This window comes from Streptomyces pinistramenti (genome assembly GCF_020564935.1).
GTDB classification, from domain to species: Bacteria; Actinomycetota; Actinomycetes; order Streptomycetales; family Streptomycetaceae; genus Streptomyces; species Streptomyces pinistramenti.
Genome location: NZ_JAJCXB010000017.1, coordinates 98,268 through 119,710 on the forward strand (window position 1 = coordinate 98,268; position 21,443 = coordinate 119,710).

Sequence of the window (21,443 nt, forward strand, 5' to 3'; positions counted from 1 at the left end):
GGGGCTCGGCCCCGGCGACCCGTCCCTGATGACCGTGCGGGCCGTGCAGGTCATCGCCGAAGCGGACGTGGTGGCGTACCACAGCGCCCGGCACGGCCGGTCCATCGCGCGGTCCATAGCGGCCGGGCACCTGCGTGCCGACCACATCGAAGAGGCGCTGGTCTACCCGGTCACCACGGGGTCGACCGATCATCCCGGCGGCTACCGGGGCGCGCTGGACGCGTTCTACGAGGAGGCCGCGGCCCGGCTCGCCGTGCACCTCGACGCGGGCCGCACGGTCGCCGTCATCTCCGAGGGCGACCCGCTCTTCTACGGCTCGTACCAGCACATGCACAAGCGGCTCGCCCACCGCTACCCGACCGAGGTCATCCCCGGCGTGACGTCCGTCAGCGCGGCGGCGGCCCGGCTCGGAACGCCGCTCGCCGAGGCCGACGAGGTCCTGACGATCCTGCCGGGCACCCTCCCGGAGGAGGAGCTGACGGCCCGGCTCGCCGCCACCGACGCGGCCGTGGTCATGAAGCTGGGCCGCACCTTCCCCGCCGTGCAGCGGGCGATGGAACGCTCCGGGCGGATGCCGGAGGCCCGGTACGTCGAGCGCGCCACCATGGCGGGCGAACGCACCGGCCTGCTGGCGGACGTCGCGGCGGACTCCGTTCCGTACTTCGCGGTGGCGGTGGTCCCGAGCCGGGTCGCCGCCCGGGCCGTACCGGAGGCGGCACCCGGCGCGGACACCGCAGCCGATACGGATACAGCTGCGGATACGGGCACGGGTGAGGTCGTGGTCGTCGGCACCGGGCCCGCCGGGCCGCTGTGGCTGACGCCCGAGTCGCGGGGCGCGCTGGCCGGGGCCGACGACCTGGTCGGCTACACCACCTACCTGGACCGGGTGCCGGCCCGTCCCGGCCAGCTGCGGCACGGGTCGGACAACAAGGTCGAGTCCGAACGCGCCGAACTCGCCATGGATCTGGCCCGCCGCGGCCGCCGGGTGGCGGTCGTATCGGGCGGTGACCCCGGCGTCTTCGCGATGGCCACGGCGGTGCTCGAAGTCGCCTCGCAGGAGCCCTACCGCTCGGTCCCGGTCCGCGTGCTGCCCGGCGTCACCGCCGCCAACGCCGCGGCCGCCAAGGCCGGCGCCCCGCTCGGCCACGACTACGCGGTCGTCTCGCTCTCCGACCGCCTCAAGCCGTGGGAGGTCATCGCCGGACGCCTCCGGGCGGCGGCCGCGGCCGACCTGGTGCTGGCCCTCTACAACCCCGGTTCGCGCAGCCGCACCTGGCAGGTCGGCAAGACCCGCGAACTCCTGCTGGAGCACCGCGCCCCGGACACCCCGGTCGTACTCGGCCGGGACGTCGGGGGCCCCGAGGAGTCCGTACGGATCGTGCGGCTCGCCGATCTGGATCCCGGCCAGGTCGACATGCGCACGATCCTGCTGATCGGCTCGTCCCAGACCCGCGCGGTACGGCGCGGCGACGGCACCGAGATCGTGTGGACGCCGCGGCGGTACCCGGAGGGCTGAGCACGGTGCGCCGGTGGCCGGGCGCCGGTTCTCCAAATTGACCGAACTGTCGGCTGTTGTGCACGGACGGGTGGCACATTGTTGCTGTGCAGGCTCACACCACGTGCATCGGCGGGGTGTGCCCTTGCCATCACGGCAGAGAACAGATGAAGTCGGAGAACCATGACCAGGTCTCACTCATGAGCCTTCGCGCAAGGCGACGCCGCACCCCGGCCGCACCCTGCCCGTCCTGTGGCGGCACCGACCTCCTGTGGGAGGACGAGGGCGTCTACGGCGGCGGCGAACTGCTGTGGTGGTGCGCCGACTGCCTGCACCAGTGGCACGCCGGCGACCCCCGGCCACCGGTGCCGTCCCAACGGCTCCTGCCACCGCCTCAAGGACCGGTCGGGGAGCCGGTGTTGCCGGGGCCGGGCCAGGAAGCGGTGGTTCCGGCTCCGGTACCCGAGGCGGTGCCGGAGGCAGGAACTCCCGTGCTGGGACGGCGACTTCCGGAGCCATACGTTCCAGGGCCTGGCCCTTCGGATGCGTACGCACCGGAGCCGAGTCCCCCGGATCCGGGTCTCCCGATCCCGATGGCCGGTCCCCCGGCTCCGGACCTCCCGGTGGCCGGCCCTCCGGCGGCACGTCCCCCGGAGCCGGCCGTCCCCCTGCCGCCTCCCGCCCGGAGCACATCGGCCCCGATGCCTCCGCTGGCGCCCGCTCCGCTGTCCGCCCCTGTCCCGCCGTCCGGGCCCGTTCCGCTGCCCCCGCCCGCGCCGGACGCCGGGCCGTTGCCCCGGCAGCAACCGGCCGCCCAGCCGCAGCCCGGCCCCGCGCCGCAGCCCGCCCCGCAGCCGCCGGCCGGGCAGCCCGCCACGGTCGCCGAGCGGACCATGCACGCGGCCGGTCTGGTGCCGCTCGTCGCCTGTCCCGGCGCGTACGAGCCGTGGCCGTGCCGCTGTACGCACTGCGGCCGCGAGGTCACCCCCACCTACCGTCAGGTCCGTGACGAGGGCCTGGGCTGCGCCTGCCGCGGCCCGCGCCGCCGCCGCCCGCCCCGTAAGCGCTGAGCCACCCAGGGCGCGGCGGTCAGGACAGCAGCCGCCGCGCCCACTCCGCCGCTTCGGCCGGCCCGGCCACCGTCGGCACGCCGTCCGGCGCCGGTGGCCGGGTGACGAGGACGACCGGCAGCCCGGCCTCGCGGGCCGCGGTGAGCTTGGGTGCGGTGGCCGCGGCGCCGCTGTCCTTGGTGACGAGGACGTCGATGCGGTGGCCGGCGAGGAGCGCGCGTTCGCCGTCGAGGGTGAAGGGTCCGCGGTCGAGCAGGGTGCGCATCCGCGGCGGGTGCGGGGCCTCGGGCGCGTCGACGGAGCGTACGAGGAACCAGAGGTCGGTGAGGTGCGCGAAGTGCGCGAGTCCCATGCGTCCTGTGGTGAGGAAGATGCGGCTGCCGAGGGCGGGCAGCACGGCCGCGGCCTCGTCAAGGGAGTCCACCGGATGCCAGCTGTCGCCGGGCCCCGGCACCCAGCCGGGCCGCCGCAGGACCAGCAGGGGAACATGGGCGGTGGCGGCGGCCTGCGCCGCGTGCAGACTGATCGTGTTGGCGAAAGGATGGGTGGCGTCGATGAGCGCGTCCACCGCGTGCTCGCGCAGCCAGCGGGCAAGGCCGTCGGAGCCGCCGAACCCTCCGATGCGGACCTCCCCCACGGGCAGCCGCGGAGTGCCGACCCGCCCGGCGAGCGAGGACGTGACCCGCACCTCCGGGCCGCCCGCGGCCAGCTCAGCGGCCAGCTCACGCGCCTCCGTGGTGCCGCCGAGCACCAGTACATGGCGGCCGGGCCGCCCGGCGGCGGGCACCGCTCGCTCATCGGACACGTCGTTCATCACTTCCGGGTTCCTCCATGGCTGAAGCGCAACCGCAGGGTACGGGAGGCCGCAGCGCCCAGCTCGCGCACACCGGGCTGCGGCACGGCTGGACGACCGGCGCGTGCGCGACGGCGGCCGGCACCGCCGCCTACACCGCGCTGCTGACCGGCGACTTCCCCGACCCGGTGACCATCACCCTGCCCAAGGGCCAGACCCCCGCCTTCGCGCTGGCCAAGGAAGAGCTGGCCGACGGCGGCCGACGGGCGATGGCGGCGGTGGTGAAGGACGCGGGCGACGACCCGGACGTCACACACGGCGCGCTGATCCGGGCCACCGTGCGCGAACTGCCGGCCGGTTCGGGAGTGGTCTTCCGGGCCGGTCCCGGCGTCGGGACCGTCACCCGCCCCGGGCTGCCCCTGGACGTCGGCGAGCCGGCGATCAACCCGGTGCCGCGGCAGCTGATCACCGGTCATCTGGCCGAGGTGGCCGCCCGGCACGGCGGGCGCGGCGACGTCGAGGTGGAGATCTCCGTCGACCACGGCGAGGAGATCGCCCGCAGCACCTGGAATCCGCGGCTCGGCATCCTCGGCGGACTGTCCATCCTCGGCACGACCGGCATCGTCGTGCCGTACTCCTGCTCGGCGTGGATCGACTCCATCCGGCGCGGCGTGGACGTGGCGCGCGCGGCGGGCCGGCGCCACGTGGCGGGCTGTACGGGATCCACGTCCGAGAAGGTCGCCGTCGCGCTGCACCACCTGCCCGATGACGCCCTGCTGGACATGGGCGACTTCGCGGGCGCGGTGCTCAAGTACGTACGGCGCCACCCCGTCGACCGCCTCACCATCTGCGGCGGCTTCGCCAAGCTGTCCAAACTGGCGGCCGGCCACCTGGACCTGCACTCCGCCCGCTCCCAGGTGGACAAGGCTTTCCTCGCCGAACTGGCCCGCCACGGCGGCGCCGAGGAGGCACTGTCATCCGCCGTCACCGAAGCCAACACCGGCCTCGCCGCCCTCCAGTTGTGCGCCGCCGCCGGAATCCCCCTGGGCGACCTGGTGGCCGTCACCGCCCGCGACGAGGCCCTGTCCGTACTGCGCGGCGCCCCGGTCACCGTCGACGTCGTCTGCATCGACCGGGCGGGACTGGTGGTGGGACGGTCGGAGGCGCTGGGGCCGGGGGTGTAGCGGGCCGGGCGGCCGGATTCCGTCCGCCGGGCTGACCGCCGGATCACTCCTGTTCGCCGGGGGCCGCGTCGAAGCGGTACTCGTATCCGACGACGAGGCGGTGGGCAGGCACCATTCCCGTACTCGACGACGCCCTGGTCGTCCCAGAGGCGATGGGCACCGGCCAGGATCGGGCTGCCGACCCGGACGCCCAGGAAGTTCGCTTCGCGTGCGTCCGCATCGCGCCCATGGAGGTCGTCGCGCCCTGCGGTGACACGGCGGCCGATGGCTTCCTGGATGCGCGGCAGCAGGTGGCCGTGGGGCGGGCGTGGACTGCGGTGGCCGGGTGCCGCACGCGCCGGGCGGGATGCCGGCCTGGGCGCGGACGCGGGCGGAACAGATGGCGCAGCAGTCAGGCGTGTCCCTTCGATCAGGTGGCGCAAGGGTGCACGACTCGATAGGAAAGCGCTGACTTGCCTATGATGAGGTCATGGTGGACGATGTCTTCAAGGCGCTGGCCGACCCCACGCGTCGGCGCATCCTCGATGAGCTGGCGGATCGGGACAGTCAGTCCCTGTTCGAGATCTGCGCACGGCTGACGACCAAGCACGGCCTGGGTCTGTCCCGCCAGGGGATCAGCCAGCACCTCGCCGTACTGGAAGCCGCCGGCCTGGTCCGCACACGTCGCCAGGGCCGCTACAAATTCCACGACCTGAACACCGAACCGCTTGAGCGCATCCTGAACCGGTGGCTCAGGCCCGACGTGCCGGAGAGCGCCCAATGAAGATCAATCTCGCCAGCGTCTTTGTCGACGACCAGGACAAGGCCCTGCGCTTCTACACCGAGGTGCTGGGGTTCGTGAAGAAGACCGAGGTTCCGCTCGGAGAGTACCGGTGGCTGACCGTGGTCTCGCCCGAGGAGCCCAACGGCACCGAACTGGTCCTCGAACCCAACGGCCACCCCGCGGTCAAGCCGTACACGGAGGCACTGGTCAACGACGGAATTCCGGTCACCTCCTTCGCTGTGGACGACGTGCACGCCGAGTTCGACCGGCTGCGCGGACTCGGGGTGTACTTCACCCAGGAACCCCTGGAGATGGGCCCGGTCACCACCGCGGTCCTTGACGACACCTGCGGCAACCTCATCCAGATCGCCGAGTACAAGTAAGTCGGCACGGCGAACGGCCGAAAGCTGCCGTCCACGGTCACGTTCTGAGCCGCTGAGCAGGGCGGCAGCGGTGACGGTCCCCGGACAGACGTGTCCGCGCTTGTCATAGCGGGCGGCGACGGCCCTGCACTGCCGTGCCCCATGACCGGAAGGCGGGGACGAGCCGGTCAAGTACTGGATCTCCCACCTGCCCACCGGCCTTCCCGCCCGCGATCTGGTCCGCCTCGCGAAACTGCGGTGGCGCACAGAGCACGACCACCGCGAGCTGAAGACCGCCCTCGGACTCGACCGCTTCGAAGGCCGCTCATTCACCGGCCGGCACCGCCACGTCACCCTCGTCACCGCCGCCCACCTCTTCCTGACCGAACAGCGGAAGAGCCCCAAAGCCCCTGCCGGGACCTGACCCTCCACCAGGCCCTGGACCTCCTCCAACACCCCCTCGCCACCTGGACCGGCATCTGCCCCACCTGCCATCAACCCACCCCACGGCAGCCCTACGACACCACCTGACAAAGCACCACCAGGTGCGCCGTACGACCGGGCGGTGCGGGCGTGACTGGAGAGTCCGGCCGCGCAACGGTGGGCGCGTCAGGCGCCGGCGGCCGGGATTCCGTTCGCGGTGCGGGCGGTGGACGGGGACGGGTGCACGTACACGGTCATCGCGCGGCCCGAGGCGGCCACCGCCGTGCGGAGGTACCGGCTCCGGAGCCGGTCCACCAGGGAGGCGGCGGTGGCGTGGAGCGCGGCGTGACGGTACCGGGCGGGCTCGTCACCAGCGGGTTCCGGTGTGAGCGGTAGGTGTACCGGTCGGTGGAGGCCGAGCGACTCGCCTCGTGGACCGCGGCCGCCGCGAGCGACCCCGTGTTCGCGCTCTCCTGCACAGCGGCCGACGCGCACGAGATGGCCGCCGGGCTCCCCGGACTCGACCGGCGGCGGCTGCTCGGCAAGGTGACGGTGCGGGAGCGGGTCGATGCCGTCATCGCGCTGCATCTGGGCCTGCCCTGCGGGCTCGCCCTCCGGTGCGGGACGGCGCGGGTGGAGTGGTCGGCCCAGCCGGTGCGGTTCCTGCGGATGGCGGGAGCTGCGGGTGCGGCGTGTCCCCGGCGGGGCGGGGTGCCGGAGGGGTTCGGGCCGCCGTTGGTCACTGCGGACGGGACGGGCCGGCGGGGGGGGTAACCCCAGTGATCTTGTGTGGCCGGTGGGCGAGGATGGTGGCCGAGCGGATCACTGACCGGATCCGCCGAGATCGAGGCTGGCAGGAGACGGGGACATGGCGGGCGGAGTACAGGCGGAGACCGGGGCGGCCGTGGGGCGGGGTCCGGCGCTGGGCGGCCGGCTGCTGGCGCCGTGGCGCGGGCTGGCGCTGTTCGGCCTCGGACTGCTCGCGGCGGTGACGGCGTGGCTGCTGATCCTCGCGATGCTGCTGCTGATCGTCTGGGTGGGCTTCATCCTCGTCCCTCCGGCCGCACGCGCCCTGCGCTCCCTCGCCCACCGCCAACTGACCCTGGGGCAACGCTGGTCCGGCGTCGCGCCCACCACCGTCCCGCAGGACCCCGCCGCGATATCCGCGCCCGGCGCACCCGTTACCGCGCCCGGCACCCCGGCGTTCCTGAAGCCCGCGGCGGCCGTCCTCTCCCACTCCTCCACCTGGCGCCGGCTCGGCTGGGCCCAGCTCGCCCTCACGCTTCCCGTCGGCCTGCTCGCCCTGCTCCCCTTCGCGCTGATCGCGCACGGCGTCTTCGGGATCGCGCTCCCGTTCCTCTGGGAGCCGCTGGTCTCCACCTGGGGCGACGGAAACTGGTTCCTCTTCGTCCACCTGACCAGCTACACCTCGGCCCAGCTCGCGGCCGGCCTGGGCGTCGCCGAGATCATCCTCGCCTTCGGCTTCGGCCCCCACATCCTCCGCGCCCAGGCTCGCCTGTCCCGGGCCCTGCTCGGCTGACGGACCGCTCACCAGCGCGGACGGTGGAACGGACGGCTGAACGGACGGCGTCCAGGGCCTGTGTGGGGGCGCGCCGACGGCCCCGCGGCCGTCAGCCGTCCGCGCCAGGTGTCCCCGTAGTCCCCACCGTGACAACAGAACACGCCGTATCCGAAGAAACGGGGAATCCCATGCCCGCTTACGCGATCGTCAACGTCGATGTGCTCGACGAGGAGGCCGGGCTTGCCTACGCAGCCGTGGCCCAGAAGTCCATCCTCGGCCACGGCGGCCGATACCTGGTCGCGGGCGCCACGCCCGAGCCCGTCGAGGGCACCTGGGACTCCGCCCGGTTCGTGGTCATCGAGTTTCCCGACCTGGACCGGATCCGGGAGTGGTACGACTCCCCCGAGTACCGGCGGGCCCGGGAGATACGGGAGGGGAAGGTGCGGGTGAGCATGATGTTCGTCGAGGGGTCGCCGCCCGAGGGCTTCTCCCTTCCGGCCTAGGCCGTCCCCTGCGCCCCGCAAGCCCCGTGCGGCCGCTCCCGTTCCGTCGAGTACAGGTGGCTGTCGGGGAACTGCTGCGCGCCCAGGGTGCGGCCGACCATGATGACGGCGGTGCGGACCACTCCGGCGGACTTCACCTGGTCCGCGATGTCGGACAGGGTGCCGCGCAGGACGAGTTCGTCGGGGCGTGAGGCCATCGCGACGACGGCGGCGGGGCAGTCGGCGCCGTAGTGCGGCAGCAGTTCTTCGACGACCCGGTCGACGTACATCGCGGCGAGGTGCAGCACCAGCAGGGCGCCGCTCGCGCCGAGGGTGGCCAGGTCCTCGCCCTCGGGCATGGCGGTGGCGCGCTGGGCGACGCGGGTGAGGATGACGGTCTGGCCGACGGTGGGGACGGTCAGTTCGCGGCCCAGCGCGGCGGCCGCGGCGGCGAAGGCGGGCACGCCGGGCACCACGTCGTAGGGCACCCCGGCCGCGTCCAGGCGGCGCATCTGTTCGGCGACGGCGCTGAAGACGGACGGGTCGCCGGAGTGCAGCCGGGCGACGTCGTGGCCCTCCTCGTGGGCGCGCACCAGTTCCGCCGTGATCGCGTCCAGGTCGAGCTGCGCGGTGTCGATCAGCCGGGCGCCTGGCGGGCAGGAGTCGAGGAGTTCGCGCGGCACCAGGCTGCCCGCGTAGAGGCAGACGCCGCACGCGGCCAGGGTCCGGGCGCCGCGCACGGTGATCAGGTCGGCGGCGCCCGGGCCTGCGCCGATGAAGTGGACGGTCATGGTTCTTCGGTCTCCTGGGGACGGGCGGGATGTGCGGGGGATGCGGGCGGCGCGACGTCCGCCGGGCGGCCGGGCGCCGGTTTGACCGCCGCCCACTGGGTGACCGGCATCGCCTGCCGCCAGCCGGTGAAGCCGCCGACCGGCACCGCGTGCGCGACCGCGAGGCGGACCAGTTCCCCGCCGTGGCGCCGGTAGTGGTCGGCGAGCAGTGCCTCCGACTCCAGCGTCACGGTGTTGGCGACGAGCCGGCCGCCGGGCGGCAGCGCGGCCCAGCAGGCGTCGAGCAGGCCGGGGGCGGTGAGGCCGCCGCCGATGAACACCGCGTCGGGGGTGGGCAGTTGTGCCAGTGCGGCGGGGGCGGCGCCCTGGACGACGCGCAGCGCGGGAACGCCCAGCGTGTCGGCGTTGCGGCCGATCCGCTCGGCGCGTACGGCGTCGCGTTCCACACTGACGGCCCGGCAGGCGGGGTGGGTGCGCAGCCACTCGATGGCGATGGATCCTGAGCCGCCGCCGATGTCCCAGAGGAGTTCGCCGGGGGCCGGGGCCAGTGCGGCGAGGGTGGCGGCGCGGACGTGCCGTTTGGTGAGCTGGCCGTCGTGCTCGTACGCCGTGTCCGGCAGCCCGGGGACGGCCGGCAGGCGCGGCGCGTCCGGGGCGCGCAGGCAGTCCAGGGCGACGACGTTGAGCGGGTCGCCCGGCGGGCGCGACCAGGTGGCGGCGGTTCCTTCGGCCAGGGCCTCGCCCGCGCCGCCGAGCTGTTCCAGGACCCGCATCCGGGTCGGTCCGAAGCCGCGCGCCCGCAGCAGCGCGGCGACCTCGGCGGGCGTACCTGCGCCCGCGGACAGGACCAGGATCCGGCGCCCGTCGTGCAGCGCAGCGGCCAGCCGCGCCACCGGGCGCCCGACCAGCGTGACCACCTCGGTCTCCTCCACCGGCCAGCCGAGCCGGGCGGCGGCGTACGAGACGGACGAGGGGTGCGGGAGCACGCGCAGCCGGGGGCGCCCGGGGTCGTCTGCCAGTACCTCGGTCAGCGTCCTGCCGATGCCGTAGAACATCGGGTCGCCGCTGGCCAGCACGCAGATGCGGCGGCCCGCGTGGGCGGCGAGCAGGCCGCGGACCGCGGGGCGCAGCGGCGTGGGCCAGGGGACGCGGGTGCCTGCGCAGGCGGCGGGGAGCAGGGCGAGCTGGCGCGTTCCGCCGATCAGGGTTTCCGCGTCGCGCAGGGCGTCACGGGAGGCGGCGGGCAGCCCGTCCCAGCCGTCGGCGCCGATGCCGACGACGGTGATCGCGGGGGGTGGGGAAGGAACCTGGGGGGTCACTGCCGAGTACCTCGTACCTCGGGATCCGCCGGGCTGAGGGGCGGGATGGAATGGGCGGAATGGGCGGCTGGGGGACGCTGCCGCACTTTACGCAGCGGTGTGCTCCGGTCCGTCGCCGGGGAGTCGGGGCAGGGCTTATTGCCTATAGTTCGCAAGAGCGGAACATGCGCAAGAAGACCCGTGGAGACGTGGAAGGAGGCCCGCCGATGGGCTCGCCTGTGGTGCTGGGGATCGAATCGTCCTGCGACGAGACGGGCGCGGGCCTGGTCCGTGACGGCCGGCTGCTCGGGCACGCCCTGGCGTCGAGCATGGACGAGCACGCGCGGTTCGGCGGCGTGGTCCCGGAGATCGCCGCCCGCGCCCATGTGCACGCCCTGAACCCCGTCGTCCGCCGCGCCCTGGACGATGCCGGGCTGCGCGCCGCCGACATCGGCGCGGTCGCCGTCACCACGGGCCCCGGACTCTCCGGCGCGCTCCAGGTGGGCCTGGCCGGCGCCAAGGGACTCGCCTACGCGCTCGGCGTCCCGCTGTACGGCGTGCACCACCTCGCCGGGCACGTCGCGGCCGACACCCTCGAACACGGCCCGCTGCCCGACCCCTGCATGGTGCTGATCGTCTCCGGCGGCCACACCTCGCTGCTGCTCGTCCGCGACCTGGCCCGCGACCCGATCGTGCACCTCGGCGACACCATCGACGACGCGGCGGGCGAGTGCTTCGACAAGGTCGCGCGGGTCTTCGGGCTGCCCTATCCGGGCGGGCCCGCCATCGACCGGGCAGCGCGCGCGGGGGATCCGCGCGCTGTCACCTTTCCCCGGCCCCTGGCTTCCGGGGCCCACGACACCCGCTTCGCCTTCTCCTTCTCCGGGCTGAAGACGGCGGCGGCCCGCTGGGCGGAGAGCCATCGCGCGGCGGGCGTCCCGCTGCCGCTCGCGGACGGCGCGGCCTCGCTCCAGGAGGCGGTCGCCGACGTGCTGACCCGCAAGGCGGTGGCGGCCTGCGCCGAGCACGGCGTGCGGACGCTGGTCGTGGTGGGCGGGGTGGCCGCCAACTCCCGGGTGCGGTCGCTGGCCGAGGAGCGCTGCGCGGCGGCCGGGCTCACGCTGCGGGTGCCGCCGCTGCGGCTGTGCACGGACAACGGCGCGATGATCGCCGCGGTCGGCGACCTCCTGGTGCGGGCGGGCACCGCACCGGCGCCGCTGGACGTCTCGATCGACCCGTCGGCGCCGCTGGAGTACGCCTCGCTGCATCCGGTCGCGGGAGCCGGGGCGCGGATCGCGTGAGGGCCGGGCGGATCGCGTGAGGGCCGGGCGGATCACGTGACGGCTGGTCGGACCGCGTAACGGCGGCCGGACCGAGAGCGGATCCGGGAAACGCCTGATACGGCATCACCCGGTATGCGACGCTTGAGCTGATGCGCCATCAGCGCGTATATGCGGACAGCTCCCGGACTGCCCCGTGCACCACCCCCGCACGGCCCGATTCCGGTACGGAATCTGCCTGTTGAGCACAGGGTTGCCGGACGCCGCCGAGCGGATAAGGTGCAGTCGATCTTCCGCTTACGCCGTGAGCGCGTGCCGCGACCCGGCCGGCCACAGCCCGTCGGACGGCCCGCCACATCCTGCCCGCACCGCCGCAGCTTGCCATCTTCCGTACCGCCGCCGCCATCGCTCCGAGGACCTGTCCGATGCCACCACCTTCCCGCCCTCAGGCAGCGCGCTCGCCGCTCGGCGACGCGCTGCTCACCCTGCCGGCCGCGCTCCTGGTCTCCGGCGGGCTGTGCCTGTGGGCCTCGCTCACCGCGCCCGACACCGTCAGCACCGCGCTGGCCTGGTGCGGCGGTGCGGCGGCCGTTCTGCTGAGCGCCGCCGTCAGCACCTCGGTCTACGGACTGCGGCTGTCCCGGCGCCACCTCGCCGATGCCGACGCGGTACGGGCCGAGGCCGATGCCGTACGCGCCGAGGCCGAACTGCTCGCCGACGAGACGCTGCCCGCGCTGGTCGCCCAGCTCCGCGGCGGCGCATCGGCCGACACCGCACTGGGCCGCACCGCGCAGCCCGCCACCGCCGCGCACCGGCGGATCATGCAGACGCTGGCGGTGGAGGTCGGACGCGGTGAGCGGATGCGGGCGGCCGCGATGTCCGCCTGCGCCAACGCCGCGGGCCGGGTCCAGGCGCTGGCCACCGGCATGCTGGCCGACCTGCGCGAGATGGAGCACCGGCACGGCGAGGAAGTCCTGGGCGACCTGCTGCGTCTTGACCACTCCACCGCACAGGCCGGCCGGCTCGCGGACTCCATCGCCGTACTGACCGGCGCCCGCTCGGGACGCCGCTGGAACAAGCCGATCGCGATGGAGAGCATCCTGCGCGGCGCGATGGGCCTGATCAGCGCCTACCGCCGGGTCCAGCTGCACAACAGCAGCACCGCAGCGGTCGCGGGCCACGCCGCCGAAGGCATCATGCACGCGCTCGCCGAGGTGATGGACAACGCCGCCTCCTTCTCGCCGCCCACCTCGCCGGTCCATGTGTACGTCGAGGAGGCGCAGGCCGGTGTGGTGGTCTCCGTCGAGGACAGCGGCCTGGTGATGAGTGAGACGGCGCTGCGCCGTGCCGAGAGCGCGGTCTCCGCCGACACCCTCGACCTGATGTCGCTGTCCGGCACCCGCCTCGGCCTCGCCGTCGTCGGCTGCCTGGCCCGCAAGCACGGGCTGAACGTCTCGTTCCGGCCTTCGGCGCGCGGCGGCACCGGCGTCGTGGTGCTGATCCCGCAGCAGCTGATCACCGAGGCGCGGCCGGCCGGACGTCCTGCGGCCCGGGACGCGGCGCAGGACACCGTGCACGAGCCGGTCCCGGCACCCGGGCCGCAGGCGGTGCGGGCCCCCTCCGAGCCCGTCGCCCCCGTCGCCCCGTCCGAACCGGCCGTACCGGCTACCCCGCCCGTCCCCGTGGCGCCGCCCGCGCCGGCGCCGCCCACCGTGCCGCCCCAGGCCGCGCGCGCCGCCGCCGCGCCCGAGTACGGCGAGAGCGGCCTGCCCAAGCGGCGCCGCGGCCAGACCCTGGCCACCACCGCGCCCTCCGGCACGGACCGGGCACCGGCGGCCCGCCCCGCCCCGCCCCGCCCGGCCCGCTCCCGCGAAGAGGCCGCGGAACGCTTCCGCACCTTCCGCCGGGCCGTCCAGGGCACCCCCGGCGACCCGCCCGCACCATCCCCCGCTCCCGCTCCCGCACGTCCGGAGGACGACATCCGATGACGAACACGACCGACCGCAGCCTCGACTGGATGCTGGAGAACCTCCTCCAGAAGACGCCCGGTGCCCGGCACGCGCTGGTGCTCTCCCGCGACGGCCTCAAGCTCTGCCACTCGCCGGGCCTGACCGTCGACCAGGCCGACCAGCTCGCCGCCATAGCCTCGGGCATCCAGAGCCTGTCGCACGGCGCGTCGGTCGAGTTCGGCGACGGCACCGGCGGCGTCCGGCAGGCCATGACCGAGTTCCACGGCGGGATCCTGTTCATCGTGGAGGCCGGGCACGGTGCCCATCTGGCCCTGCTGGCCGTCGAGGACGCCGACGTCGGCCTGATCGGGTTCAACATGAACGAACTCGTCGAGCAGATCGGCGACTACCTCCAGGCCGCGCCGCGCGACGAGGGCCGCACGCTCAGCCCGGAGCAGCCGGCATGAGAAGGCTCGGTCCCGACGACGATCCGGACCGGCTCTACACCGTCACCGGCGGCCGCAGCCGGGCCGCCGACGACCGCACGCTCGACCTGGTCACCCTGATCGTCAGCGAGTGCGAACCGGCGCCCGGCATGCAGTCCGAGCACGTCCGGATCCTCGCCATGTGCCGCCGCCCGGTGGCCGTCGTGGAGGTCTCGGCGGAGCTGCGGATGCCGGTGAGCGTCGTCCGGATCCTGCTGTCCGACCTGCTGGACACCGGCAAGGTCACCGCCCGCCACCCGCGGCCCGTGACGCAGGCCCACCTTCCCGACACCGACCTGCTGAAGGAGGTGCTCGATGCACTCCACCGCCTCTGAGACCGAGCGAGCCGGGGCCGCCGCAGGCGCGCCCGCGCAGGACGCCGCCGCGTCCCGCACGCCGCTGCGCGCCACCGCGGACAACGGCCTGAAGATCGTGATCGTCGGCGGCTTCGGCGTCGGCAAGACCACGATGGTCAGATCGGTCAGCGAGATCCGGCCGCTGAGCACCGAGGAGACGATGACCCGCGCCGGGGTGGGCGTCGACGACCCCACCGGCGTGGAGGCGAAGTCGACCACGACCGTCGCCTTCGACTTCGGCCGGATCAGCGTCAACGACAGTGCCGTGCTCTACCTGTTCGGCGCGCCAGGCCAGGAGCGGTTCTGGTTCCTGTGGGACCGGCTGTTCTCCGGGACGCTGGGCGCCGTGGTCCTGGTGGACACCCGTCGGCTCGACGACTCCTGGTACGCCATCGACCGCCTTGAGGCGCACGGCATGCCCTTCATCGTCGCGCGCAACGACTTCGGCGGCCCGCAGCACAGCCCGGAACAGGTCCGCGAGGCGCTGGACCTGTCGCCCGACATCCCGCTGATCGACTGCGACGCACGCGACCGCGAGTCGGCCAAGACCGTGCTGATCACCCTCGTCGACCACCTCTACGCCCTGTCCGTCCAGGAGACCGCACCGTGACCGAGCAGTACCCGCCGCCCGTCGGCTGCCCCGCCCACGCCGCTTCCGGCGCCGTACCGCTGTACGGCGCCGGGCTCAGCGGCGACCCGGCGCGGCTCTACCGGGAGATGCGGCGCACCCACGGGCCGGTCGCACCGGTCCTGCTGGACGGCGACATCCCGGCCTGGTTCGTCCTGGGCTACCGCGAGGTGCACCAAGTCACCTCCAACAACGAGCTGTTCGCCCGCGACTCGCGCCGCTGGCACGCCTGGAAGGACATCCCCGACGACTGGCCGCTGATGCCGTTCGTCGGCTACCAGCCGTCGGTGATGTTCGCCGAGGGCGCCGAGCACCGGCGGCGGTCCGGCGCGATCAGCGACGCGCTGCTCGCCGTCGACCAGTTCGAGCTGCGGCAGATCTGCGAGCGGCTCGCCGACGGCCTCGCCGACGCCTTCGCCGGACGCGGCGAAGCCGACCTGATGGCCGATTACGCGCTGCGGCTGCCGCTGCTGGTCGTCGCCGAACTGTTCGGGCTGCCGCCGGACGAGGTGCCGCAACTGGTCGTCGACATCGCCGGATCGCTGGACGAGGGGCCCGGCGCGATCGACGCGCACCAGCGGGTCGCCGCCCGGATGGCGCGCCTGGTGCGCGCCAAGCACGCGCAGCCGGGCGCCGACGTACCGTCCCGGCTGCTGGCCCACCCGGCAGGGCTCGCCGAGGAAGAGGTGGTCATCGACCTCCTGGTGGTGATGGCCGCGGCCCAGCAGCCGACCGCCAACTGGATCGGCAACACGCTGCGGCTGATGCTGACCGACGACCGGTTCGCGGTGAGCCTGTCCGGCGGCCGGCGCAGCGTCGGCCAGGCGCTCAACGAAGTGCTGTGGCAGGACACCCCGACGCAGAACTACATCGGCCGCTGGGCGTCCCGCGACACCCAGCTCGGCGGCCGCCGCATCAAGGCCGGCGACCTGCTCGTCATGGGCCTCGCGGCCGCCAACACCGACCCGCAGGTCAGGCCGGACTTCACGGCGGCGGGCGCGGACAGCAACCAGGCCCACATGTCGTTCAGCCACGGCGAGCACGCCTGCCCGTACCCGGCGCCCGAACTGGCCGAGGTGATCGCGCGGGCAGCGGTCGAGGTGCTGCTCGACCGGCTGCCCGACGTGATGCTGGCGGTACCGGAAGCGGCCCTGGTGTGGCACCCGTCGCTGTGGATGCGCGGACTGACCGCCCTGCCGGTCGAGTTCACCCCCGCGTACACGCCGGCACCTGGCGCGTAGGCCGGGTACGGGGGCGGGCCCGGCGCCCCCGCCCCCGTCACGCCGCGGACGTGGCCCTGAACGTCACCGGCAGGGCCTCCAGCCCTCGCGTGAAGACGCCCTGTTCGCGCGGTGCCGCACCGTCGGCGAGCGCCAGGTCGGGCAGCGCGTCCAGCAGGAGCCCGATCCCGGTCTCGACCTCCGCCTTCGCCAGCAGGGCGCCGACGCAGAAGTGCCGGCCCAGGGCGAACGAGAGGTGGTCGGCGGCCGCGGAGAAGGCGGTGGTGGCGGACAGGTCGGTGCGGTGGATGTCGAAGGTGTCCGGGTCCGCGTAGCGCCGCTCGTCGCGTCCTGCCGCGCCTATCAGGCAGGTGACGGTGGATCCTGCGGGCACCAGGCCGCCGCCCAGGGTGACGTCCTCGGAGACCTGACGCATGATCATCTGCACCGGCGGGGTGTAGCGCAGCGTCTCGGCGAAGGCGCGGGCGATCAGCGAACGGTCCGCGCGCACCGCGGCCAGCTGCTCGGGATGGCGCAGCAGGTTGTGCACGATGCCGGAGAGCGCCTTGTCGGTGGTCTCGCCGCCGGCCGTCAGCAGCAGGCTGCAGAACGCCTTGATGTCCTCGTCGGTCATCCGCGTGCCGTCGATCTCGGCGGCGCACAGCGTGGACAGCAGGTCGTCGCCGGGGTGTGCGCGGCGCTCGCGGATCAACGGCAGCAGGTAGGCGGCGAATTCGTCGCGGGTCCGCAGTCCGGCATCGGCGACCTCGGGGTCCTGGCTCAGGTTGCCGAGGAAGCCCATGATCGCGGTGTACCAGCGGTGGATGCGGTCGTGGTCGGCGCGGTCCAGGCCGAGCATGTCGGCGATGACGTTGACGGGGAAGCGGGTGGCGAACCGGTCGACGAGGTCGACGCTGCCCGACTCCCGGAACGCGTCGACGAGTTCCCTGGCATTGCGCTCGATGACCGGCAGGAAGGACTCCTCCAGGGTGCGGCCGCGGAAGGCGGGGGCGACCAGCGCCCGGCGCACGGCGTGCTCGCGCCCGCTCATCTGGAGGATGGTGCGCCCGTGCACCGGCTCCAGCTGCCAGTCGTAGTTGTCGGTGGTGAACACCGGGTCCTTGAAGGCCCGTTCGACGTCCTCGTAGCGCGAGACGAGGTAGCTCCCGGTGGCCTCGTGGTGGATGAGCGGGAACTCGTCCCGCATGATGCGGTACGCGCGGTAGGGGTCAGCGGCGAATTCCGGCGACAGGATGTCCGGCGCTGCTCGGTTCGCGGGCACAACGCTCCCTTGTTAGCTGTATAGGGCACGCAAAGAGGCGGGGGCGGTCGCAATCGTGCGCGCGCCCCGCACCCGGTACGCGGGCCCGCGGGCACACCAAAGATCGTCGCTGCGGCAGCCGCTAGCAAGGGGTACCGGCGGACGGACCCGCCCCGCGACACCCCGCGGACCGCCCGCACGGCCGCCACGGCCATTCCCAACCAAAGAGGAATTGAGCACCAGGGCCCTACCCTGTTGCGCCGACGCGGTGGGCGAATGCCCGGACGCCGGGGAGGGTGCGGTCGTGGCGCATGAGCCCGGCGGCCATGGTCCGGACCGATCCGCGGCGGACTTCCTGGGCTGCCGCCTGCTCGGCGGCGAGGAGGGCTCGGTAGCAGCGGTCGGGCTTGCCCCACTGGTCGAAGGCGCGGGCGACGTCGATCCAGTAGCGGGCCTGGCGTTCGGTGGTGGGCAAGGCAGCGGCATCGATGCGGCGGGCGTGCTCGATGGCTTGGCCCGCGTCGCCGAGCAGATGACTGATCGAGACTTGGTGGGAAGAACCTGGCTGGGGCCGAAAACGTTGCCGCGCAGCAGGGCATCACGGCCGAGTTGCCCGGCGGTGGCCTGGGCCTCGGCGATAAGGGCGTGCGCGGTGTGCCGGTCGCCTTGCTTGGCCGCGGTGTAGGCGGCGGTGGCGTACAAGTTGCCCTGGACGGAGAGCCGTTCGGTTGCGTCGGCGGTCCGGTCGGTGGTCAGTTGCTGGGCGGCGGTGACGGCGACACCGGTGGCGCGGGCGTAGTGCCCTTGGCGGCGCCACGCGGAGGAGACCATGCGGTGGGCTTCGGCGACGGTGAGGGCGTCCGCGCCGCTGAGAGCTGCGGTGAGGGCACGGTCGGCGGTGACGGCGGCCAGGCCGTCTTCGCCGAGCTTGATGCACAGACGGGTTGTGGTGGTGTAGAGCTCGGCGACGGCGGTTGCCGCTTGCTCCGGATGGCCGTCTGCGCCAAGGGCCTGAGCGAGCGCGATGCGGGCCGGGAGGGCGCGGGCGAGGGCGTCGTAGCGGCAGGCGCTGAAGCCCTGCCGGGAGGCGTCCACCGCCGCGGTGACGGCGGCGGGGGTGGGATCTTGGGTGAGGGATTGGCCGTACTGCCGGTGAAGCAACACGTCTTCCAGTCCTGACAGGTTCGGCTTCGCCGCAGCGTGGGCGACGGCTGGCGGTCCGAGGACCGCGCTGGTGGTGGCTCCGGCCAGGGTTGCCAGGAGTTCGCGGCGTCGCACCGGTTCGTCTCCCTCTTCGCCGAACAGGGTCTGCGTGCCCACCCTAGTGGCGCCGGGTCGGTCCGGTATTGCCCGCTGGCGCTGCGGCGCGAGACCGAGCAGGTGCGGCGGGATGTCCAGACAGGCGGCAAGCTGCTGGAGCAGCAGCACGTCGCGCAGGGGCTGCTTGCCGCGTTCCATCCGGGACAGGGAGGCGGCGGTATAGCCGACCTGCTTGCCCAGTTCGGCGAGTGTGATGTCGGCCGCGCGGCGAACTAACCGGACGATCGCCCCGGCATCGCGGCGGGCACGGGCGTCACGCATGGCCGCTGAGCACCAGATCGGATGGGCGTGGTCCACGACTCACCTCCTGCCGGGCTCATTGTCCCGTCAAACCGCCCTGCAACACGAGACGTTGCAAGCCGTTTACGTCCGGTGCAAACCGTGTGCGTGCCCAGACGCGGCACCTCCCCTTGTCGGACGGGCTGCGGTGTCCTCGTGACCACGGGCGGCCCGCATCCGAGCGGGCCGCAGGCAATCCCCAAGGGGTGAGCGAGATGGAGGAGAACACCGCCGTCCAGGGCGCATGGTCATCGGTCACCCACGTGACGCCGCTGAAGCGCGACGCGACGTATGACCACCGTGCCCAGGAGGCCGAGCTGGGTATCGAGGTCCATCACGCCGACAGCCGGAGCACGCAGTCGGTGCTTGTCCTGACCCCGGACCAGGTGGAGCTGTACGCCATCCAGTTCGAGCAGCTGATCGCCAAGCGCGAGCGGGCCCGCCAGGCGGACCGGTGACACCGCACACCTCACCACGGCATGGAGGCACTGTGCACGACAACAGGTTGAAGGAACTCGCCGGCCGGACCGTGCTGGTCACCGGTGGAGCGGGGCTCATCGGCAGCCGGGTCGCCGCCTGCTTGCGTCGGGCGGGGGCCCGGCCGCTCTCCCTGTGCATGCTGGACGCCTACCCCCAGCACACCTACCGCGACCTGTTCGGGATCGACCCAGCCGACCCGGACATCATCGTGGGCAACGTTCAGGATCCCGGCGTGGTCACGAAGGCAGTGGCCGCGTCCGACTACGTGATCCACGCTGCCGCCCTCGCCGATGTCGCCGCCTGCACCCGCAAGCCCATGGAGGCGATCCACACCAACATCACCGGCACTCAGGTACTGCTCGACGCGGTGGCCGCCTGCGAGCGGATCCGCCGGCTGGTCTTCGTCTCCTCGGCCAGCGTCTACGGCAACGGCAACGCGGACGACTGGGCACGCCCGAGCGAGGAGTACCGGGCCGTGCGCCAACTGCTGGAAGCCGTCTACGGCCGGGTGCCGCCGCAGTTCCACGAGCACACGCCCCTGCGGCCGATGTCCGTCTACGCCAACTCCAAGGCGTGGGGCGAGACGCAGACCGCTCTCACGCTGGGCTCCGTGGGCACCTCGTACACGATCGTGCGGTACTTCTCCGTCTACGGAGAGCCGCAGGTCATCAAGGAGAACAGCCACTCGTGGGTGGTGGCCTGGTTCGCCACCCGCGCCGCCCTGGGGCTGCCCCTGCACCTCAACGGCGGCGGCCACCAGATCCGGGACCTGGTCCACGTCGAGGACATCGCCACTGCCACTGTGCGGGCCCTGGTCGCCCCGCGAGCCCACAACGAGACGATCAACATCGGCACCGGCACTCCCACCAGCATCCGCAAGGTGGCCGAGCTGGTCGCCGAACAGTACCCGGACACCCGGTTCGTGGAAACGCCGATGCCGCCCGGTGACCCGCTCGGCGGCTACGCGGCCACCCACCGCATGGAAACGGTGCTCGGCTGGCGACCGTCGATCACCGTCAGGGAGGGGGCCGCCCGCTACGCGAACTGGCTCGACAAGAGCCCCGGGGCGATCCCCGTATGGCTGCGGTCCCAGTCCGAGGCCGCAGGCCCCCTGATCAGATGACCGGCGGCCGGCCCAGACGGGCCATCCGCCACACCGTGGACCACCGCATCGGCCGGCGGGGCGGGCACGGCGTGCGCACGCCCTCGGCGAACCCGCCGAACCACGCCCGAAGTCCCGCCGCCGACGGGGTACGGGCCACCGTCAGCGCGGTCCAGACACCCAGGTAGGCAGGGACGAGGAGGGCAGGAAGATGCCTCTTGGCGAGCCAGACCCGGTTGCGGGCGACCATGCGGTGGAAAACCGCATGCCGGGCCGGCGACGTCCACGGATGCTGGAGCACCAGCTCCGGCTCATAGAGCACCTTCCAGCCCGCGTCCAGCGCCCGCCAGGCCAGGTCGGTCTCCTCGTGCGCGTAGAAGAACGGCTCGGGCCAGCCACCGACCTCCTCCAGCATCCGCATGGACAGGCCGTGCCCGCCGCCCAGGAACGTCGTCACCAGCCCGCCCCGCATCGGATCCGCCGCGCGCAGGCGCGGGACATGGCGACGCTGGGTACGGCCCCGCTCATCGGCGATGCGGAAGCTGACAATGCCCAGCCGCGCATCCGCTTCATACAGCTCCACGAGCCGGGTGAAGACGTCCCGGCTGATCAGCAGACCGTCATCGTCCAGGTCCACCACGACATCGACGTCCCCGAACTCCCGCAGCCGGGCCAGGGCCGCGTTCCGGCCGCCGGCGACGCCCAGGTTCTCCGGCAGCTCCACGCCGGTCGCCCACTGCGGCAGGGGCGGCAGCGGCGAGCCGTTGCCGACCACCACCACCCGCGCCGCCGGCGTGTCCTGTGCTGCGACCGACTCCAGCAGGTCGGCCAGCTCAACGGGCCGCGTGCCCATGGTCAAGATGGCGACGCCAACGCGCGGGTGACGCACGGATGAACTCT

Annotated in this window: 22 protein-coding genes and 1 pseudogene; 17 read left to right on the forward strand and 6 right to left on the reverse strand. The window is 73.4% G+C overall.

Annotated elements, in window-relative coordinates; translation table 11 throughout:
• Positions 1 to 28 precede the first annotated feature (28 nt).
• Positions 29 to 1,516 (forward strand): precorrin-3B C(17)-methyltransferase, encoded by a 1,488-nt coding sequence (gene cobJ, locus LIU39_RS14805; RefSeq protein ID WP_372463879.1) that lies wholly within the window; start codon positions 29 to 31, stop codon positions 1,514 to 1,516.
• Between the two features lie 680 nt (positions 1,517 to 2,196).
• Positions 2,197 to 2,565 carry a hypothetical protein gene (locus tag LIU39_RS14810; protein ID WP_227047160.1) on the forward strand — a complete coding sequence of 123 codons (369 nt, stop codon included), beginning with the start codon at positions 2,197 to 2,199 and terminating at the stop codon, positions 2,563 to 2,565.
• Between the two features lie 19 nt (positions 2,566 to 2,584).
• On the opposite strand, the gene LIU39_RS14815 is transcribed toward LIU39_RS14810, so the two are convergent.
• Positions 2,585 to 3,379 (reverse strand): cobalt-precorrin-6A reductase, encoded by a 795-nt coding sequence (locus LIU39_RS14815; protein WP_227047161.1) that lies wholly within the window; start codon positions 3,377 to 3,379, stop codon positions 2,585 to 2,587.
• A gap of 17 nt (positions 3,380 to 3,396) precedes the next feature.
• On the opposite strand from LIU39_RS14815, the gene LIU39_RS14820 reads away from it, so the two are divergent.
• The 7 genes and pseudogenes from LIU39_RS14820 (at position 3,397) to LIU39_RS14850 (ending at position 8,115) form a co-directional block, all read left to right on the forward strand.
• Complete coding sequence (locus LIU39_RS14820) at positions 3,397 to 4,542, forward strand: cobalt-precorrin-5B (C(1))-methyltransferase (RefSeq protein WP_227047162.1); 1,146 nt, start codon at positions 3,397 to 3,399, stop codon at positions 4,540 to 4,542.
• Between the two features lie 469 nt (positions 4,543 to 5,011).
• On the forward strand, positions 5,012 to 5,305 hold the full coding sequence (locus LIU39_RS14825) for an ArsR/SmtB family transcription factor (RefSeq protein ID WP_227047163.1): 294 nt from the start codon (positions 5,012 to 5,014) through the stop codon (positions 5,303 to 5,305).
• Entirely contained in the window at positions 5,302 to 5,688 is a 387-nt protein-coding gene (locus LIU39_RS14830) for a VOC family protein (RefSeq protein ID WP_227047164.1), read from the forward strand. The genes LIU39_RS14825 and LIU39_RS14830 overlap by 4 nt, the downstream gene beginning before the upstream one ends.
• Before the next feature lie 145 nt (positions 5,689 to 5,833).
• Positions 5,834 to 6,091: pseudogene (locus tag LIU39_RS14835) on the forward strand (transposase); the annotation flags it as partial.
• 407 nt (positions 6,092 to 6,498) lie between these two features.
• Positions 6,499 to 6,864 carry a hypothetical protein gene (locus LIU39_RS14840; protein ID WP_227047165.1) on the forward strand — a complete coding sequence of 122 codons (366 nt, stop codon included), beginning with the start codon at positions 6,499 to 6,501 and terminating at the stop codon, positions 6,862 to 6,864.
• 94 nt (positions 6,865 to 6,958) lie between these two features.
• Positions 6,959 to 7,630, forward strand: a complete 672-nt coding sequence (locus tag LIU39_RS14845; protein WP_227047166.1) for a sensor domain-containing protein — start codon at positions 6,959 to 6,961, stop codon at positions 7,628 to 7,630.
• 170 nt (positions 7,631 to 7,800) lie between these two features.
• The gene (locus LIU39_RS14850) at positions 7,801 to 8,115 is read left to right on the forward strand and encodes a DUF1330 domain-containing protein (protein WP_227047167.1); all 315 of its coding nucleotides are present in this window, start codon (positions 7,801 to 7,803) and stop codon (positions 8,113 to 8,115) included.
• On the opposite strand, the gene cobM is transcribed toward LIU39_RS14850, so the two are convergent.
• On the reverse strand, positions 8,112 to 8,885 hold the full coding sequence (gene cobM / locus LIU39_RS14855) for a precorrin-4 C(11)-methyltransferase (protein WP_227047168.1): 774 nt from the start codon (positions 8,883 to 8,885) through the stop codon (positions 8,112 to 8,114). The genes LIU39_RS14850 and cobM overlap by 4 nt on opposite strands.
• Positions 8,882 to 10,204, reverse strand: a complete 1,323-nt coding sequence (gene cbiE / locus LIU39_RS14860) for a precorrin-6y C5,15-methyltransferase (decarboxylating) subunit CbiE (protein ID WP_227047169.1) — start codon at positions 10,202 to 10,204, stop codon at positions 8,882 to 8,884. Before cbiE ends, cobM begins: the two co-directional genes overlap by 4 nt.
• 206 nt (positions 10,205 to 10,410) lie before the next feature.
• Here cbiE and tsaD point away from each other — a divergent pair, with 206 nt between their 5' ends.
• The 6 genes from tsaD to LIU39_RS14890 all read left to right on the forward strand — a co-directional run bounded on the left by tsaD (position 10,411) and on the right by LIU39_RS14890 (position 16,122).
• On the forward strand, positions 10,411 to 11,484 hold the full coding sequence (gene tsaD / locus LIU39_RS14865) for a tRNA (adenosine(37)-N6)-threonylcarbamoyltransferase complex transferase subunit TsaD (protein WP_227047170.1): 1,074 nt from the start codon (positions 10,411 to 10,413) through the stop codon (positions 11,482 to 11,484).
• Between the two features lie 404 nt (positions 11,485 to 11,888).
• Entirely contained in the window at positions 11,889 to 13,451 is a 1,563-nt protein-coding gene (locus LIU39_RS14870; RefSeq protein ID WP_227047171.1) for a sensor histidine kinase, read from the forward strand.
• Entirely contained in the window at positions 13,448 to 13,879 is a 432-nt protein-coding gene (locus LIU39_RS14875; protein ID WP_227047172.1) for a roadblock/LC7 domain-containing protein, read from the forward strand. The genes LIU39_RS14870 and LIU39_RS14875 overlap by 4 nt, the downstream gene beginning before the upstream one ends.
• Entirely contained in the window at positions 13,876 to 14,232 is a 357-nt protein-coding gene (locus LIU39_RS14880; protein WP_227047173.1) for a DUF742 domain-containing protein, read from the forward strand. Before LIU39_RS14875 ends, LIU39_RS14880 begins: the two co-directional genes overlap by 4 nt.
• Complete coding sequence (locus LIU39_RS14885; protein WP_227047174.1) at positions 14,213 to 14,863, forward strand: GTP-binding protein; 651 nt, start codon at positions 14,213 to 14,215, stop codon at positions 14,861 to 14,863. The genes LIU39_RS14880 and LIU39_RS14885 overlap by 20 nt, the downstream gene beginning before the upstream one ends.
• Positions 14,860 to 16,122 (forward strand): cytochrome P450, encoded by a 1,263-nt coding sequence (locus LIU39_RS14890; RefSeq protein WP_227047175.1) that lies wholly within the window; start codon positions 14,860 to 14,862, stop codon positions 16,120 to 16,122. The genes LIU39_RS14885 and LIU39_RS14890 overlap by 4 nt, the downstream gene beginning before the upstream one ends.
• Positions 16,123 to 16,159: 37 nt before the next feature.
• Here the strand turns inward: LIU39_RS14890 and LIU39_RS14895 are convergent, their stop codons facing one another.
• Complete coding sequence (locus LIU39_RS14895) at positions 16,160 to 17,308, reverse strand: cytochrome P450 (RefSeq protein WP_227047198.1); 1,149 nt, start codon at positions 17,306 to 17,308, stop codon at positions 16,160 to 16,162.
• Between the two features lie 87 nt (positions 17,309 to 17,395).
• Positions 17,396 to 18,943 carry a helix-turn-helix domain-containing protein gene (locus LIU39_RS14900; protein ID WP_227047176.1) on the reverse strand — a complete coding sequence of 516 codons (1,548 nt, stop codon included), beginning with the start codon at positions 18,941 to 18,943 and terminating at the stop codon, positions 17,396 to 17,398.
• Positions 18,944 to 19,176: 233 nt separating this feature from the next.
• Here LIU39_RS14900 and LIU39_RS14905 point away from each other — a divergent pair, with 233 nt between their 5' ends.
• Positions 19,177 to 19,419 (forward strand): hypothetical protein, encoded by a 243-nt coding sequence (locus LIU39_RS14905; RefSeq protein ID WP_227047177.1) that lies wholly within the window; start codon positions 19,177 to 19,179, stop codon positions 19,417 to 19,419.
• 32 nt (positions 19,420 to 19,451) lie between these two features.
• Positions 19,452 to 20,564, forward strand: a complete 1,113-nt coding sequence (locus LIU39_RS14910) for an NAD-dependent epimerase/dehydratase family protein (RefSeq protein ID WP_227047178.1) — start codon at positions 19,452 to 19,454, stop codon at positions 20,562 to 20,564.
• Here LIU39_RS14910 and LIU39_RS14915 read toward each other — a convergent pair.
• The gene (locus LIU39_RS14915; RefSeq protein WP_227047179.1) at positions 20,557 to 21,432 is read right to left on the reverse strand and encodes a glycosyltransferase family 2 protein; all 876 of its coding nucleotides are present in this window, start codon (positions 21,430 to 21,432) and stop codon (positions 20,557 to 20,559) included. The two genes, LIU39_RS14910 and LIU39_RS14915, sit on opposite strands and share 8 nt — an antisense overlap.
• Between the last annotated feature and the right edge of the window lie 11 nt (positions 21,433 to 21,443).